This window comes from Streptomyces sp. NPDC091412 (assembly GCF_044756885.1).
Taxonomy (GTDB): domain Bacteria; phylum Actinomycetota; class Actinomycetes; order Streptomycetales; family Streptomycetaceae; genus Streptomyces.
The window spans coordinates 1-14,240 of record NZ_JBIVTV010000034.1 but is presented as its reverse complement, the minus strand read 5'-3'; the positions used below and the strand labels follow the sequence as shown (position 1 = coordinate 14,240).

Sequence of the window (14,240 nt, the reverse complement as noted above, 5' to 3'; positions counted from 1 at the left end):
CATCGAGTGCTCATCGCAATCTCGACCTGCTTTCGACTCGCGAGGTACCAGGCCGCACGGGGGCTTCCGTACGACATGTCATTCCTTGCCGTGTTGCCTCAGCAACCTTGTGCCTGCTCGACGTACCGGCGCAACGCCGTTACGTCGAGCGGTCCCGGGACGCGGAGCGCCCGCGGAAATGCCCGGCGGCGCACCGCCTGATCGAGACAGACCGGGGCGGGATGTACATACGCACCCCGGCCGGGCAGCGTACCGCGAGGATCGGGGACGCACTCTCCCTCGACCACCACGGTCCGCAACAGTTCGATCTTGGCCGCCCGCTCCCGGCATCCCACACAGGTACGCTCAGGGCATACGCGGGCACGCGTCCGGCCAGACACAGCTAAGTCTACCTCCCCGCACCGACCTCACCCCTGTGGGGCAAAGATCGAACGGCTGTTGTCGTAATCCGAGCGACCTGCGGCCCGGATCTATTCCCCCCGGACGGGTGAATTCCCCCGCGTGTCCTGCCCGGACGCCTGCTCGGAGGGCTGCTCGCCGGAGGGCTACTCGGGGGCCTGCTCGGTGTCCGGGCGGATGTCGATCCTCCAGCCGGTGAGCCGGGCCGCCAGCCGGGCGTTCTGGCCCTCCTTGCCGATCGCCAGCGACAGCTGGTAGTCGGGCACGATGACGCGGGCGGACCGGGCGGCCAGGTCCACGACCTCCACCTTGGAGACGCGGGCCGGCGACAGCGCGTTCGCCACCATCTCGGCCGGGTCGTCCGACCAGTCGACGATGTCGATCTTCTCGCCGTTCAGCTCGCCCATCACATTGCGCACCCGGCCGCCCATGGGGCCGATGCAGGCGCCCTTGGCGTTCAGGCCCGAACGGGTGGACCGTACGGCGATCTTGGTGCGGTGACCGGCCTCACGGGCGATCGCGGCGATCTCCACGGAGCCGTCGGCGATCTCCGGGACCTCCAGGGCGAAGAGCTTCTTCACCAGGTTCGGGTGCGTACGGGACAGGGTCACCGAGGGGCCGCGGACGCCCTTGGCCACCCGGACGACGTAGGACCGCAGCCGCAGGCCGTGCGGGTAGGTCTCCCCGGGGACCTGCTCCTGCACCGGCAGGATGGCCTCCAGCTTGCCGATGTCGACGAGCACGTTCTTCGGGTCGCGGCCCTGCTGGACGACCCCGGTGACGATGTCGCCCTCGCGGCCGGCGTACTCGCCGAGCGTCGCGTCGTCCTCGGCGTCGCGCAGCCGCTGCAGGATGACCTGCTTGGCGGTGGTGGCGGCGATACGGCCGAAGCCGGACGGGGTGTCGTCGAACTCGCGGGGCTCCTGGCCCTCCTCGAGGTCCTGGGGGTCCTCCTTCGCCCACACGGTCACATGCCCGGTCTGCCGGTCGAGCTCCACGCGCGCGTGGCGGCGGCTTCCCTCGGTGCGGTGGTAGGCGATGAGGAGGGCCGACTCGATCGCCTCGACCAGCAGGTCGAAGGAGATCTCCTTCTCTCGTACCAAGCCCCGCAGGGCACTCATGTCGATGTCCACGGCTACGCCTCCTCTTCCTTCTGGTCCTTGCGGTTGAACTCGACCTGCACCCGTGCCCTGACGACGTCCGGGAAACCGAGTCTGCGGGTCGTGGGCTTGCGCCCCTTCACCCCTGGCACTTCGAGGTCGAGGCCTTCGTCGTCGACCCCGAGGATCCTGGCCACCAGCTCGCCGCCGTCGGCCAGCTGGAACTTGGCCAGCCGGCCCGTGGCGCGCACGTAGTGCCGGTGTTCCCTGAGGAGGCGCTCCGCGCCCGGGGTGCCGACCTCGAGGGTGTACTCGCCCTCGCCCATCGCGTCCGTCTCGTCGAGCCTCGCCGAGAGCGCACGGCTCACATCGGCGATCCGGTCCAGATCGGCCCCGGTGTCGGAGTCGACGACGACGCGCAGCACACGCTTGCGTCCTACGGAGTCCACGGCGATCTCTTCGAGATCCAGGCCCTGGGAGGTGACGAGCGGTTCCAGCAGTTCCCGCAGCCTCTCGCTCTGGGTGGTGCTCATCCGGGTGACTCCTCGGCCGCGTGTGCTGTTGTGGGGTGGTCGCGTGTCTGGTCAAAGGGTATCCGGTCCGAAGGGGTGTTGCCGTCCACCTGGGCAGCAGCGGTGCCGCTGAGTGATGCGTGCGCGGGGCGCGGGTACCGTGATCATGGGCGAGCCGCCCCTCCCACTTCGTTCACGCACCCGAGGACGTCTGCCGTGCCGTTCCCCTCACCTCCGCGCGCCCTGGCGGGCCCGCGCAGAAGGAGCCTGCTCGCCTCGGCCGCGGGGGCCGCCCTGCTCGTGGGCTGCTCCACCGGTTCCGACGACTCCGGCGGCACGGGCCAGGCCCCGTCGGCCGCCGAGCGGATGCGCGCGCGTGCGGCACGCGACAGCGAGGAGCTGGCGCGGCGGTACGACGCGGTGATGGCCGCGCATCCGGAGCTGGCGGAGCGCCTGCGGCCGCTGCGCGCGCACGTCGCGGCGCACGCGGAGGCGTTCGGCGGCACCGCGAAGGCCTCGCCCGGCGCGACGGCGCCGACCACGCCGCCGGTGGCCTCGACCGTGCCGCCGGCGGTCTCGGCCGCGCCCGAGGGATCCGGTTCGCCCGAGGACTCCAGGGCACCGGCGGGAGCCGAGGCCTCGGGCTCTCCCGCCGCCCGGGAGACCGCGAAGTCCGCCCTGGCGGGGCTCGCCGCCGCCGAGCGTTCCTTGTCCGACCGGCGCACGGCGGCCCTGCTCCAGGTGCCCGGCGAACTGGCCCGCCTGCTGGCCTCGGTGGCGGCGGCCGGTGCCGCGCACGCGTATCTCCTGACGGAAGGTGACAAGTGAGCCAGGTGACGGACCGGCGGCGGCTGGAGGCACTCCAGGCGGCGCTCGCCGCCGAGCACGCGGCCGTGTACGGGTACGGCGTCGTCGGGGGCCGGATCGGCGAGAGCCGGCGGGCCGAGGCGCGGTCGGCGTACGACGCCCACCGGGCGCGGCGGGACGCGCTGGCGCGCGAGGTGCGGGATCTGGGCGGGCAGCCGGTGGCCGCGGCGGCCGCCTACACGCTGCCGTTCCCGGTGCCGGACTCCGCGGCGGCGGTACGGTTCGCCGCCGAGCTGGAGGAACGCGTGGCCGGGGTGTACTCCGACCTGGTCCGGGCGGCCGGGGGCGAGCGACGGCGGGAGGCAGCCGGGGCGCTGCGCGAGGCGGCGGTCCGGGCGGTGCGCTGGCGCGGGGGGAGCGTAGCCTTCCCTGGTCTTGCCGAACGGGCCGGTGCGGCGGGCACGCCCACGGCTTCGACGGCACCGACGCCGTAGGGCGTACGGATGTCCCGGACGGGCACGGACGGACACGGACGGGAGGAACGGGACGGCGCAGGAGGCGCCCACGGCGACAGCGGAGAACGCGTCCAGGAAGTCAGGAAGGAAAGACTCGCGCATGGCTTTCGAACCGCCGCGGCGTCTGGTGCGGGCGCTGGGTGAGACCGCACCGGACGGGGACGACTGGCTGGAGAAGCTGCCCGGACTGGCGCGGCAGGCGGTGGCACTGCGCGAGCTGACCGTCGAACGGGTGCAGATGCCCGGCGGACGCAGCAGCCTCGTGGTGCTGGTGCGGACGGCGGACGGGACACCGGCCGCGCTCAAACTGGCCCCTGCCCGGGCCCGCCCGGAGAGCGAGCGGGCGGCGCTCGCGCACTGGGGCGGGCGGGGCGCCGTGCAACTGCTGGAGGACGGGCCGGCCGGGCCGGCCGAGGGCGTGCTGCTGCTGGAGCGGCTGCATCCGGACGTGTCGGTGCGGTCGCTGCCGGAGGCGCGGGCGCTGCTGGAGGCGGCGGGCACGCTGCGGCGACTGTGGGTCGAACCGCCCGCCGAGCACACCTTCGAGACGGTCGAGGAGCGGACCGGGCGGCAGGCCGGGGCGATGCGGGCGAGCGCGGAGGCCGACGCGGAGGTGGCGCCGCTGGTCGAGGCGGCGCTCACGGCCCGCGCGGAACTGCTGGCCGCGCCACCCGAGCGGCGGTTGCTGCACGGCACGTTCCGGCAGAGCAAGGTGCTCGCCGGGGACCGGGCGCCGTGGCTGGCCGTGGGCCCGGACCCGGTGGTCGGCGAGGCCGCCTTCGACCTGGCGCGGCTGGTCCGCGACCGGGTGGAGGACCTGATCGCCGCGCCGTCCGGCGCCGCCACCACTCGGCGCCGGATCAAGCGGCTGGCGGATTCCCTGGAGGTCGACCGCGACCGCCTGCGCGGCTGGACGCTCTTCCGGGCCGTGGAATCCGGCGTGCGCGCCCGCCGCGTGGGCCGCCCGAAGGACGCGGAACTCCTCCTGGAATTCGCCACCTGGCTCTGACCCACCCGGCCACGACGAAACCCCCCAGGCGGCACCGCCGTGACGACGACCGCTCCCCCGCCTGCCCGGGCGCCGACCTGGGTGCGGGGAGACGGTGGCGAGGGATCAGTGCCCGCCCGCAGGACATGACCCGAACGCCGAGGCGGCCGCCTCCGCAGCGCAGGCCGGCCGGGAACCACCAGGCCCCACGCCCCAGGGCCGACAGTGACACAGCCCTCATGACGGTCGCTCCTCCGCACCCGCCGGGCGCCGGCCTGGGAGAGCGGTGACGCGGGGGCAGTGAGCGGTCGGCGGATCTTGACGCGGGTGCGGGGTCCGGCGCGTCCTCGTTCGCCCGGTGGCTGGACGCGCCTGACCCCGCTTGCTGCCGTGACCCGTGTCGCGGGGCAGGACTACGCCGTGAGGCGGGCGATCGCTTCCTCGATCGGGAGCTCCTCGCGCTCGCCGGTGCGGCGGTCCTTCAGCTCGACGACACCCTCGGGCGCGCGGCGGCCGACGACCAGGATCTGCGGGACGCCGATGAGTTCGGAGTCGGTGAACTTCACGCCCGGGGAGACACCGGCCCGGTCGTCGACGAGGACGCGGACGCCTGCCGCGGCGAGCTTCTGGGACACCTCCAGGGCCACCTCGGTCTGCAGGGCCTTGCCGGCGGCGACCACGTGCACGTCGGCCGGGGCGACCTCCTTGGACCAGATCAGGCCCTTGTCGTCGGCGTGCTGCTCGGCGAGGGCGGCCACGGCGCGGGAGACACCGATGCCGTAGGAGCCCATGGTGACGCGGACCGGCTTGCCGTTCTGGCCGAGGACGTCGAGCTTGAGGGCGTCGGCGTACTTGCGGCCGAGCTGGAAGATGTGGCCGATCTCGATGGCCCGGTCCAGCTTGAGGCCGGTGCCGCACTTCGGGCAGGGGTCGCCGTCCTGCACGACCACCACGTCGACGTACTCGTCGACCTCGAAGTCGCGCCCGGCGACCACGTTCTTCGCGTGCGTGTGCTCCTTGTTGGCACCGGTGATCCAGTCCGTGCCGGGCGCCACGCGCGGGTCGGCGATGTACTTCACCTTGTCCAGGCCCTGCGGACCGACGTAACCGCGGACCAGGTCCGGGCGGCCCACGAAGTCCTCGGCGGTGACCAGCTCGACGGCGGCCGGGGCGAAGTGCGCCTCGACCTTGCCCAGGTCCACCTCGCGGTCGCCGGGGACGCCGACGGCGACGATCTCCCCGTCGACCTTGACCAGCAGGTTCTTCAGGGTGGCGGAGGCCGGCACGCCGAGGGAGGCGGCGAGGGTCTCGATGGTCGGGGTGTCCGGGGTGGGGATCTCCTCGGCCGCGGGCACGCCGGAGCCGTCCACCGGCACCAGCTCGTACTCGATCGCCTCGGTGTTGGCGGCGAAGTCGCAGTTCGGGCAGTCGGCGAAGGTGTCCTCGCCGGCGGCGGCCGGGGCGAGGAACTCCTCGGACTTGGAGCCGCCCATCGCGCCCGCGGTCGCGGCGCAGATCCGGTAGTCCAGGCCCAGGCGGTCGAAGATCCGCTGGTAGGCCTGGCGGTGCAGGGCGTAGGACTCGGCGAGGCCCTCGTCGGCGAGGTCGAAGGAGTAGGAGTCCTTCATCAGGAACTCGCGCCCGCGCAGGATGCCCGCGCGGGGCCGGGCCTCGTCCCGGAACTTGGTCTGGATCTGGTAGAGGATGACCGGCAGGTCCTTGTAGGAGGTCGCCTGGTCCTTCACCAGCAGGGTGAAGATCTCCTCGTGGGTCGGTCCGAGAAGGTAATCGCCGCCCTTGCGGTCCTTCAGACGGAACAGCTCGGCGCCGTACTCGTCCCAGCGGCCGGTCGCCTCGTACGGCTCACGGGGCAGCAGCGCGGGCAGCAGCACCTCCTGGCCGCCGATCGCGTCCATCTCCTCGCGGACGATCCGCTCCACGTTGGCGAGGACCTTCTTGCCCAGCGGCAGCCAGGTCCAGATCCCGGCGGCGGTGCGCCGTACGTAGCCCGCGCGGACCAGCAGCTTGTGGCTCAGGACCTCGGCGTCCGCCGGGTCGTCGCGCAGCGTCTTCGCCAACAACTGGGACATGCGCTGGACCGGTGCGTTGGCCATGGTTCTCGTACTCCTGCCGATGGTGGCCCCCGCTCGGGCGAGGCCGAGGGTGGGGGAAGCTGATGGCTAGGAGGTTAGCCGGGCTTGCCGCGCCGGTGGAAATCGGTTAAAGCCGACCGGGCGCCGTGTCCGGACGGCGGCGCAGCGGCAGCGGGGCGCCCATCACGGCGTACGGTTTCGGCGCGCTGGGGAAGTGCACCTGGCGGGCGAGGTCCTCGTAGCCCAGGGAGTGGTAGAGACCGCGGGCCGGGCTGTCGGTGTCGATCGCGGAGAGGATCGAGCGGGGCTCGCTCGCACTGTCGGTGATGGTGGTGATCAGGGCCCGTCCGATGCCGCGGTTCTGGTGGCTCGGGTGGACGTGCAGTTCGGTGATCACGAAGGAGTCGTCGAGCCAGTCGTCGTGGCCGAGGGCGCGCAGGTAGGGCTCGACGACGGTGGACCACCAGTGGGTGCGGTCGTTGGGCATGCCGTAGACGAATCCCGCGAGCCGGCCGTCGGCCGTGGTGGCACCGAGCGCGCGGGCTCCCCGGCAGGTCATGTGGCGCAGCACGATCTGCCGGCGTACGGCCACCTCGTCGGCGCCGAGACCGAAGGCGACGGCCTGCACGGCGAGCGCCTCGTCGACGCGGACCGACAGGTCCAGGGGGCCGATCACGACGTCGTCGCTGCGGCGGTGTCCGTGACCGGGGAAGTGCGCCATGCCGGGAGACTACAGGGCGTGCACGAGGCGCTGAACAGCGCAGTGAGGCGCAGGTCAGAAGAGAACGCTCATGAACGCGCCGACCTCCTGGAAGCCCGCCTTCAGGTAGGTGCGCCTGGCCGCGGTGTTGAAGTCGTTCACGTACAGACTGACCACCGGGGCCACATCGGCCAGCGCGTACCGCAGGACCGCCGCCATGCCGGGGACCGCCAGGCCTCGGCCGCGGTACTCGGGGGCCACCCACACGCCCTGGATCTGGCAGGCCTCGGAGGTCGCGGCACCGATCTCCGCCTTGAACATCACCTTGCCGTGCTCGTCGAGGCGGGCGAGGGAGCGGCCGGAGCCGACGAGTTCGGCGACCCGGGCCTGGTAGAGCAGACCGCCGTCCCCGGCGAGCGGGGAGACGCCGACCTCCTCCGTGAACATCGCCACGCAGGCCGGCATGATCGTCTCCATCTCGTCCTTGCGGATGCGGCGGACGTAGGGATCGGGAGCGATGCCGGACGGCATGCGGTCGGTGACCATGAGCGGCTGGTGGGCGCGGATCTCGCGGGCCGGACCCCAGCCGGGTTCCAGGAGCCGCCACAGCTGGGCGGTGGGTTCGGCCGGTCCCACGATGGAGGAGCAGCGGCGGCCGGCCCGGCGCGCGCGGTCCGCGAAGGCCCGGACGGCCCTGGGGGTGGCGCAGATCGGGACGAGGTTGGCCCCCGCGTAGCACAGGGACGTGAGTATGCCGTCCTCGTACCAGCCCCACATCTCTCCGCCGAGCCGCCACGGGTCCAGTCCGGCGACCTGAACGCGGGACGTCACGAAGGCGTTCACGACCGGCTCGCGGCCGAGGACCGCGAGCGCGGCGTCGAGGTCGCTCGGTCCGAGGACCGCGGTGGTCGTCTGGGTCAACACGTCGGCGGGGCCTCACCATGAGGATCTACTGGTTCCCGCACTGTACCTGGCAGCGACGGGGGACGCCGCCCGGCGGTGAATGCCGCCCGGCACCGCCGCTGCCAGTGGGAATGGCCGGCCCCCTGCCCCTCGGAGCGGCCGTCTCCTACGCCGACCGGTCCTCCTTGACGCGGGTCACCAACTGGGTGGGATTGACGAAGCGCAGGGCGATCACCAGCAGTACGAGCATCGACAGCGTGTACATCACGGCCATCGCGTCGATGGACTGCTGGGTGCGGATACCGGCCGAGAAGACGGCGTAGTAGAGGGCCACGACGAGGGTCTGGCTGTCCGGTCCCGCGGTGAGGAAGGTGAGTTCGAACATGCCGACCGTGCGGACCAGGACCAGTACGGAGGCGGCGAGGATGCCGGGCACCAGCAGCGGCGCGAGGACGCGCAGCAGGACGGAACCGGTTCGGGCCCCGCACATCCGGGCGGCCGCCTCGATCCTGGGGTCGATCTGCTCGATGAACGGGGTCATCGTCAGGACGACGAACGGCACCGACGGCACCAGGTTCGCCAGCACCACCCCGGTCAGGGTCCCGGCGAGCTGGAACTTGTACAGGACGGTGGCCAGCGGGATGCCGTAGGTGAGAGGCGGCACCAGGATCGGCAGCACGAACAGCAGCAGCACGGCCTTCTTGCCGGGGAAGTCCCGCCGGGCCAGCGCGTAGGCGGCCGGCACCCCGATCACCACGGACAGCGCGACGACGAGCACGGAGACCAGCGCGGTCGTCCAGAAGACCTGGCCGAGCTGGAACTCCCGCCAGGCGGAGCCGTACCACTTCGTCGTCCAGCCCTGCGGCAGCCAGCTGGTGAACCAGCGGGTGCCCAGGGAGTCGACGAGCGGGACGCCGATGACTCCGGCGAGTTGGAGGAGGAAGAATCCGAAGACGAGGGCGGCGATCCAGGTGCCGGGGCGGATCCGGCGCCACCGGGAGGGGGCGGCCGGGTCCGTACCGGTCTGCGCCGCTGGGGTCCGGACGAGGTCGGCCATCAGCCCTTGCCTCCCGTCGCTCCTCGGTACAGCAACGACCGCCAGGCGAGTACGAGGACGACGACCGCGAGCATCACCGCGGCCATGATCATGGCGATGGCGGAACCGAGGGAGTAGTCGAATTTCTGGAACGCCGCCTGGTACGCCTCGATCGAGATGACGTGCGTGGTCTTGCGCGGGTCACCGACCAGTTGGGCGGACGGGAACACCGCGAACGCCAGGACGAACGACAGGCAGAAGGTGATGGCAAGGCCCGGTGCGAGCAGCGGCAGGAGCACGTACCGCAGCCGTTTGCGCCAGTCCGCGCCGAGCGTCGCGGCGGCCTGCTCCAGGCTGGGGTCGATACCGGTCAGGTACGACAGCGTCAGCAGGTAGGAGAAGGGGAAGCCGGTGATGATCAGCGAGGCCAGCACACCCCAGTAGTTGTGCACCAGGGCGAGCGGCTCGTCGATGAGGCCGAGTCCCAGCAGGGCCTTGTTGAACCAGCCGTTGGGGCCGAGGTAGCCGAGCAGCCCCTGGGCGGTGAGGACCGTCCCGAGGGTGATCGGCATGACCAGCAGCGTGGTGATCAGCCGCCGGCCGCGGAACACTCCGCGGGTGCGGAACGCGACCGGCACGGCGGCAAGGCAGTTGATCAGCGCGGCGGGCACGGCCAGGCCCAGGGTGATCCACAGGGTCTCCCGCAGATACGGATCGCTGAAGAAGAGCCGGTAGTTGGCGAACGGACCCCCGCCCTGGGCGGGTTGGAACGACAGCCCCAGCCCGTAGAAGAAGGGGTAGCAGAACAGCACGGCGAGGAAGAGCACGCCCGGGACCGCGAGGAGCAGGAGCCGGTCGACCCCGCGCTCGGCCAGGCGGTGGCGGAGCGCGGGCCGGGCGGACGGGGGTTCCGGCGGCGCGGGCGGCGGGGCCGCGCGGGTGTCGGTGGCGCTCATGTGGCCACCTGCTTCGGGGTGTCACGCGCCTCCCGCGACTTCTCGGAAGGCTCCGCCGCGCCCTCGTCCGCCGGTGCGGCCGCCGGGCTCCGCGGGCCGGCGGAGTCCGGCTCCCCGGCCTCGGGGGCGGACGGTCCGGGTGCAGCCGGTCCGGGGGCAGCCAGTCCGGGGGCAGCCAGGCCGGGGGCGGACGGTCCGTCCCCGGCGCCGGCGCCACCCGGTCCGCGGGACGGACCGGTACCGCTGTCGCTCGGCTGTCCGTCGCCGTCGTCGGCGGCGAAGACGAGGACGCGGTCGGGCGGTGCGACGAGCCGTACCGACTCGTCGGGCGCGAGCCGTTTCCGGGTGCGGAAGTGGACCCGGCGCCCGTCCGTCAGCCGTGCCTGCACGGCGAGTTCGCGTCCGTGGTACTCGACGACCTCGACCGTCGCGGGCAGTCCGGGAGTGCCGGAGGTGACGGAGGTGACGGAGGTGCCGTCGGCGGGCTCGTCCACGGTCACCGCGTCCAGGTCCTCGGGGCGGATGGCCGCCGTGACCCGGCCGCCGGCCGCCACGCCGTCACGGTCGAGCCCGACGAGCGGGCTGCCCGCGATGTCGACGACCACATGGGGGCCGCGGGTCCCGGTGACGGTGGCGTCGAGCAGGGTGCGGTAGCCCATGAAGGAGGCGACATAGCGGTTGGCCGGGCGGCTGTAGACCTCCTCCGGGGTGCCGATCTGCTGGGTGCGGCCGTCGCGCAGCACGACGAGCCGGTCCGCGAGGGAGAGGGCCTCCTCCTGGTCGTGCGTGACGTACACGGTGGTCAGTCCGAGCCGCTGGTGCAGGCGGCGGATCTCCGCCCGCATCTCCAGGCGCAGCGCGGCGTCGAGGTTGGACAGCGGCTCGTCCATCAGCACCAGCCGCGGTTCCAGGACGATCGCGCGGGCGATGGCGACCCGCTGCTGCTGCCCGCCGGAGAGCTGACCGGGCCGTTTGTGGGCGTGAGCGGTCAACTGCACCATGTCCAGGGCCCTGGTGACCCGTTCGGCGGCCTCGGCCCTGGGGACCTTCGCCATCTTCAGGCCGAAGCCGACGTTGTTCCGGACGGTCATGTGCGGGAACAGGGCATAGTTCTGGAAGACCATGCCGAACCCGCGCCGCTCGGGGGCGAGTTGATCGATCCGCTCCCCGTCGAGGAAGATCTGGCCGCCGGTCAGCGGCAGCAGTCCGGCCAGGCAGTTGAGGGCGGTGGACTTGCCGCATCCGGAGGGGCCCAGCAGCGCCACGAACTCGCCGCCCGAGATCTCCAGGTCCAGTCCCCGCAGAGCCTGGTGTCCGCCGAAGCTGCGGGTGACCCCGGCCAGGCGCAGGGTCGAGATACGGGCCGCGGTCACTGGCCGGCCACCTGACGGTTCCACAGGTCGAATGCCTTGACCTGCGCCTGCGAGGACAGCGACGGCTTCTTCGGGAACTGGTCGATCCACGTGTCGAACTCGGGGACGCCGTACTCCTTGATGACCTGCTGGGACTTGGCGGGCGCCATCGACAGGGGCACGTCCTTGACGGCCGGGCCCGGGTAGAAGTAGCCGTCGTCGTAGGCCTTCGCCTGCTGCTCGGGGGTGAGCATCCAGTGGAGCAGGTTGAGCACCGCGGACATCTTGTCGGCGCTGACTCCCTTGGGGACCACGGCGTACTGGGCGTCGGTCACCCAGGTCATGTCGTCGAAGTGACCGGCCTTCATCTTCTTCGGCACGGTGCCGAGGGCACGCGGGTTGATGTACCAGCCCGTGGTACTCATGATCATGTCAACCTGACCGGTGGCCAGGTTCTTCATGGTCTCGGAGGTGCCCGAGCCGTACACGTCGACGTACTTGTCGAGTTCCTTCAGGTACGCCCACGTCTTGTCCCACCCCTTCTCGGGGTCGGACGGGTCCTTGTCGCCGAGGAGGTACGGCAGCCCCATCAGCCAGGTACGGCCGGGGCCCGAGTTGGCCGGGTCGGCGTACTGGAAGCGCTTGGGGTGGGCCTTGGCCCAGTCGAGGAGGTCCTGCGGGGTCCTCGGCGGGTTCGGCACCTTGGCCGGGTCGTACTCGTACAGCGGCCCCGACGGGTAGTACACGACGGCCGTGCCCTTGCCCTGCGCCAGCTTCGCCATCTCCGCCGCCGGCGGCAGGTAGTCCGGGTTGCCGATGGCGTCCTGGTGCGCGGCCATGTCCGCCCAGAGGTGCTGCTCGAGCCCCGCGGCGAGGCCGTCGGTGCCGGTGAGGACCATGTCGATCTGGACGCGGCCCGCCTGCTGCTGCGCCTTGATCTTGCCCGCGAGTTCCGGAGCGGGCGCCTTGGAGTACGAGATCTTGCCGACGATCTCCGGATGCGTCTTCCGGAACTCGTCGATCATGCCCTGGGTCAACTGGAGGTTCCCGGCGACGTCGAGGATCTCCAGCGAGACCGGCTTGCTCGGCTTGTCCGGCACCTTCTGGGCGGACTGCCCCTTGTCCCCCGACGACTGACTGCTCGGTGCGCTGCATCCGACCACCGTGACCGCGAGCAACAAGCCGGCGGCGACGAGGCGCTGAACGGACGGCATACGAAGACTGGCTCTGTGGACGGTGCGGGACACAGCAACTCCCTGCGGGCATCGGCCCGATATGCGTCAGCGACAGTGAGGAAACGCTTTCTCAGCCTGGTGCCCGAACAAAATCCTGCCAGTCATCGGATCTGTCAAGAAGGTGCGCCGGTCGAACTGCGAACGTGCAGGTCGACCGGGATGGATTCGCCCTCGATGTCATCCTCGCCGGCCATCAGCCGCAGCAGCGCCGCACCGGCGGCCTGCCCGAGTCGACCTCGGGGAATCGCTACCGTGGTGAGGGGCGGCGCCGAGAAGCGCGCCATGTCGATCTCGTCGAAGCCCGTCAGGGACACATCGTCCGGCACCCGTACGCCGAGTTCGGCGAACCGCGCCAGCAGTCCGAGCGCCACGAAGTCGTTGTAGGCCATCACGGCGCTCGCGCCGGTGCCGAGGGCGGCGTCGGCCGCCGCGTATCCGTCGTCGGCGGTGGAGCCTCCGTCGACCGTGCGCACACGGAGCCCGAAGTCCTCGGCGGCGGCGAGGGCGCGCATCCGCTCGTGGTGGGCCCAGGCGCTCCCGGGGCCGGCGACGTAGACGACGTCCCGGTGCCCGAGCTGGGCGAGGTGGCCGCAGAGGGCGAGGACACCGCGGAAGAAGTCGACGGTGATCGCCCGCAGACCGAGACCGGGCTCCTGCCGGTTGGTGACCAGGATCGGGGTGTCGCGGCCGGTCAGCGCGACGAGGTCGGCGCGCGGCATCCGCGGGGAGCAGAGCAGCAGGCCGTCCGCGTACCGGACGAGGTCCTCGGCCAGTTCCCGCTCGGCGGCGGGGTCCTCGTTGGAGTCCATGACCAGGACGCGGGACCCGTTGGATCTGGCCACCGCGGAGAGGGCCTTGATGATGTCGTGGAAGTACTGGTTCGCCAGGTCCGGGACGAGCACCCCGAGCGTGCCGGAGCGGCCCCTGGCCAGGCCCTGCGCCGCGGCGTTCGGGCGGTAGCCCAGGTCGGCGATGGTCTCGCGGACCCGGTCGGCGAGGTCCGGGGCGACGGTGCCGACCTGGTTGATCACCCGCGAGACGGTCGACACGGAGGCGCCGGAGGCGCGGGCCACATCGGCGATGGTGACGCGTTTCTGCCCCCGCCCGGAGGACCGCCTCGCGGACCCCTCACCACCGTGTCCGGCGCGCTCTCCGGTGCGCCGCGCTGTGGTCATCGCATCCCCCCTGGAGTCGTCCCGCGCCGAGATAGCGATTTCTCGGCCTGCTCGTCAGCAAGTTAGCAGTCACAAGCGAGCGCGAAGAGGGCGTGGACGGCGGCGACGGGCGAACCGTCGCAACATTTCGGTGAAGACGCTTTCCGGAGAACCGGACAGCCCCGCCCCTTCAGGGGCGGGGCTGCGGTGTGGCGTGAAGGGTGAGGCGAGGCGGCAGGCGGGGCGGGAGCCGCCGGAGGGTCGGCCGCGCCGCTCTGGGTCGGTCACCGTCCTGCGGTCAGCCGTCGTCCTGCGGTCAGCCGCTGACCGAGATCTCCGGCTCGCCCGAGGCGACGCCGTCCTGCTCCATCTGCTCGGCGATCTTCATGGCCTCTTCGATCAGGGTCTCCACGATCTTCGACTCCGGAACGGTCTTGATGACCTGCCCCTTGACGAAGATCTGCCCCTTGCCGTTGCCGGAGGCGACCCC

At 71.9% G+C, this 14,240-nt stretch carries 14 protein-coding genes and 1 pseudogene; 3 read left to right on the top strand and 12 right to left on the bottom strand.

Annotated features, from left to right (window positions below):
- Positions 1-98: 98 nt before the first annotated feature.
- From ACIQMV_RS37525 to rimP, 3 genes are all read right to left on the bottom strand, one after another.
- A complete protein-coding gene (locus ACIQMV_RS37525; RefSeq protein WP_402597564.1) occupies positions 99-380 on the bottom strand; it encodes a YlxR family protein in 282 nt (93 codons plus the stop codon).
- A 165-nt stretch (positions 381-545) separates the two neighbouring features.
- Positions 546-1,532 carry a transcription termination factor NusA gene (nusA, locus tag ACIQMV_RS37520; RefSeq protein WP_402597563.1) on the bottom strand — a complete coding sequence of 329 codons (987 nt, stop codon included), beginning with the start codon at positions 1,530-1,532 and terminating at the stop codon, positions 546-548.
- 2 nt (positions 1,533-1,534) lie between these two features.
- Positions 1,535-2,032: a ribosome maturation factor RimP gene (rimP, locus tag ACIQMV_RS37515; protein WP_141357785.1), complete on the bottom strand. Its 498-nt coding sequence runs from the start codon at positions 2,030-2,032 to the stop codon at positions 1,535-1,537.
- A gap of 195 nt (positions 2,033-2,227) precedes the next feature.
- On the opposite strand from rimP, the gene ACIQMV_RS37510 reads away from it, so the two are divergent.
- The 3 genes from ACIQMV_RS37510 to ACIQMV_RS37500 all read left to right on the top strand — a co-directional run bounded on the left by ACIQMV_RS37510 (position 2,228) and on the right by ACIQMV_RS37500 (position 4,342).
- Positions 2,228-2,839 carry a hypothetical protein gene (locus ACIQMV_RS37510; protein ID WP_402597561.1) on the top strand — a complete coding sequence of 204 codons (612 nt, stop codon included), beginning with the start codon at positions 2,228-2,230 and terminating at the stop codon, positions 2,837-2,839.
- On the top strand, positions 2,836-3,312 hold the full coding sequence (locus ACIQMV_RS37505) for a ferritin-like domain-containing protein (protein WP_402597560.1): 477 nt from the start codon (positions 2,836-2,838) through the stop codon (positions 3,310-3,312). Before ACIQMV_RS37510 ends, ACIQMV_RS37505 begins: the two co-directional genes overlap by 4 nt.
- A gap of 121 nt (positions 3,313-3,433) precedes the next feature.
- A complete protein-coding gene (locus ACIQMV_RS37500; protein ID WP_402597559.1) occupies positions 3,434-4,342 on the top strand; it encodes an aminoglycoside phosphotransferase family protein in 909 nt (302 codons plus the stop codon).
- Between the two features lie 392 nt (positions 4,343-4,734).
- Here the strand turns inward: ACIQMV_RS37500 and ACIQMV_RS37495 are convergent, their stop codons facing one another.
- From ACIQMV_RS37495 to ACIQMV_RS37455, 9 genes and pseudogenes are all read right to left on the bottom strand, one after another.
- On the bottom strand, positions 4,735-6,435 hold the full coding sequence (locus ACIQMV_RS37495) for a proline--tRNA ligase (protein WP_402597558.1): 1,701 nt from the start codon (positions 6,433-6,435) through the stop codon (positions 4,735-4,737).
- A 106-nt stretch (positions 6,436-6,541) separates the two neighbouring features.
- Positions 6,542-7,135 (bottom strand): GNAT family N-acetyltransferase, encoded by a 594-nt coding sequence (locus ACIQMV_RS37490; RefSeq protein ID WP_225080538.1) that lies wholly within the window; start codon positions 7,133-7,135, stop codon positions 6,542-6,544.
- A gap of 54 nt (positions 7,136-7,189) precedes the next feature.
- Complete coding sequence (locus ACIQMV_RS37485; protein ID WP_402597557.1) at positions 7,190-8,038, bottom strand: GNAT family N-acetyltransferase; 849 nt, start codon at positions 8,036-8,038, stop codon at positions 7,190-7,192.
- A 145-nt stretch (positions 8,039-8,183) separates the two neighbouring features.
- Positions 8,184-9,074, bottom strand: coding sequence for an ABC transporter permease (locus tag ACIQMV_RS37480; protein ID WP_402597555.1), 891 nt, complete (start codon positions 9,072-9,074; stop codon positions 8,184-8,186).
- Complete coding sequence (locus ACIQMV_RS37475) at positions 9,074-10,009, bottom strand: ABC transporter permease (RefSeq protein ID WP_402597554.1); 936 nt, start codon at positions 10,007-10,009, stop codon at positions 9,074-9,076. The genes ACIQMV_RS37480 and ACIQMV_RS37475 overlap by 1 nt, the downstream gene beginning before the upstream one ends.
- Entirely contained in the window at positions 10,006-11,382 is a 1,377-nt protein-coding gene (locus ACIQMV_RS37470; RefSeq protein ID WP_402597553.1) for an ABC transporter ATP-binding protein, read from the bottom strand. Before ACIQMV_RS37470 ends, ACIQMV_RS37475 begins: the two co-directional genes overlap by 4 nt.
- Positions 11,379-12,575 carry an ABC transporter substrate-binding protein gene (locus tag ACIQMV_RS37465; protein ID WP_402597552.1) on the bottom strand — a complete coding sequence of 399 codons (1,197 nt, stop codon included), beginning with the start codon at positions 12,573-12,575 and terminating at the stop codon, positions 11,379-11,381. Before ACIQMV_RS37465 ends, ACIQMV_RS37470 begins: the two co-directional genes overlap by 4 nt.
- Positions 12,576-12,709: 134 nt before the next feature.
- Positions 12,710-13,771, bottom strand: coding sequence for a LacI family DNA-binding transcriptional regulator (locus tag ACIQMV_RS37460; protein WP_401874814.1), 1,062 nt, complete (start codon positions 13,769-13,771; stop codon positions 12,710-12,712).
- Positions 13,772-14,066: 295 nt separating this feature from the next.
- Positions 14,067-14,240, bottom strand: a pseudogene (locus ACIQMV_RS37455) (4-hydroxy-3-methylbut-2-en-1-yl diphosphate synthase); the annotation flags it as partial.

Coding starts and splice junctions, on each gene's coding strand:
- ACIQMV_RS37460 (WP_401874814.1), bottom strand. CDS start 13,771: ATGACCACAGCGCGGCGCACCGGAGAGCGCGCCGGACACGGTGGTGAG.
- ACIQMV_RS37480 (WP_402597555.1), bottom strand. CDS start 9,074: ATGGCCGACCTCGTCCGGACCCCAGCGGCGCAGACCGGTACGGACCCG.
- ACIQMV_RS37475 (WP_402597554.1), bottom strand. CDS start 10,009: ATGAGCGCCACCGACACCCGCGCGGCCCCGCCGCCCGCGCCGCCGGAA.
- ACIQMV_RS37500 (WP_402597559.1), top strand. CDS start 3,434: ATGGCTTTCGAACCGCCGCGGCGTCTGGTGCGGGCGCTGGGTGAGACC.
- ACIQMV_RS37465 (WP_402597552.1), bottom strand. CDS start 12,575: ATGCCGTCCGTTCAGCGCCTCGTCGCCGCCGGCTTGTTGCTCGCGGTC.
- ACIQMV_RS37495 (WP_402597558.1), bottom strand. CDS start 6,435: ATGGCCAACGCACCGGTCCAGCGCATGTCCCAGTTGTTGGCGAAGACG.
- rimP (WP_141357785.1), bottom strand. CDS start 2,032: ATGAGCACCACCCAGAGCGAGAGGCTGCGGGAACTGCTGGAACCGCTC.
- ACIQMV_RS37490 (WP_225080538.1), bottom strand. CDS start 7,135: ATGGCGCACTTCCCCGGTCACGGACACCGCCGCAGCGACGACGTCGTG.